Source organism: Bradyrhizobium sp. Crot121 (genome assembly GCF_059512385.1).
This window is the reverse complement of sequence record NZ_JCAMOR010000544.1, coordinates 1-293: the sequence shown is the minus strand read 5'-3', so window position 1 is coordinate 293 and position 293 is coordinate 1. Positions and strand designations below refer to the sequence as shown.

1 protein-coding gene is annotated in these 293 nt (G+C 58.4%); it reads right to left on the bottom strand.

The window, feature by feature from the left end; all coding sequences use genetic code 11:
• Window positions 1-293 (bottom strand): enoyl-CoA hydratase-related protein (locus AC5ZGW_RS47855; protein WP_496114366.1); only part of this gene is annotated, 293 nt, incomplete at both ends.

The following is a 293-nucleotide window of genomic DNA, read 5'->3' as shown; positions in this document are numbered from 1 at the left end:
AAAAGCTGATCGCACAGCAACAGATAGTATTTTGCCTTCGCCATTCCGCACAACAGCGGCCACACAATCGCCGCATGATCACCCGCTGCCAAGCCTAGCTTCGTATGCCCGTCAATGATGCGCGCCGTCTTGGTGGCGATGGAGACGTCTGCCAGCAAGCCGCAAGCGAGGCCGGCACCGACCGCCGGCCCCCTGATTGCACTCACGATGGGCTTGGAGCAGTTGATGACGTTGTAGACGATGTCTCGGGCTTCCTTCCAGTTACGGATCCGCGTGTCATGATCGTCGATGAT